1 protein-coding gene is annotated in these 407 nt (G+C 71.0%); it reads right to left on the bottom strand.

Annotated elements, in window-relative coordinates:
- Positions 1-407, bottom strand: a 407-nt coding sequence (locus HC031_RS32330) for a condensation domain-containing protein (protein ID WP_167929251.1), incomplete at both ends; no start/stop codon positions are given.

The following is a 407-nucleotide window of genomic DNA, read 5'->3' as shown; positions in this document are numbered from 1 at the left end:
GTCCGTGAGAAGTTGGAAGGTGCTCCAGCCGTCGAGCAGGACATGGTGGAACGTCCACACCACCTGCACCTCGGTAGCCGACAGCCGCGCCAGCGTCAGCCGCATCAACGGCGCGACGGCGAGGTCGATTCCGCGCTCCCGCTCACTGGCCAGGAGCTGCCGCAGTTCGCGGCGGCGGTCGGCCTCCGGTAGGTGGCTCCAGTCCAGGTAGCCGATCGGCACGCCTACCCGGCGGCAGACGACCTGCACCGGCTCGGCGACCCCTTCCCACGCGATGCGGCTGCGCAGGACCGGGGTGGCGTCGACGACGTGCTGCCACGCCGCGCCGAGCACCCGCGGGTCGGGCACCCCGTCGAGTACGAACGTGTTCTGCTCCAGGTAGACGCCCTGATCCCCCTGGGACAGGG

It is taken from the genome of Planosporangium thailandense (assembly GCF_011947195.1).
GTDB lineage: Bacteria > Actinomycetota > Actinomycetes > Mycobacteriales > Micromonosporaceae > Planosporangium > Planosporangium thailandense.
Note: the sequence above shows the minus strand (reverse complement) of the source record. Positions and strands in the feature narration are given on the sequence as shown.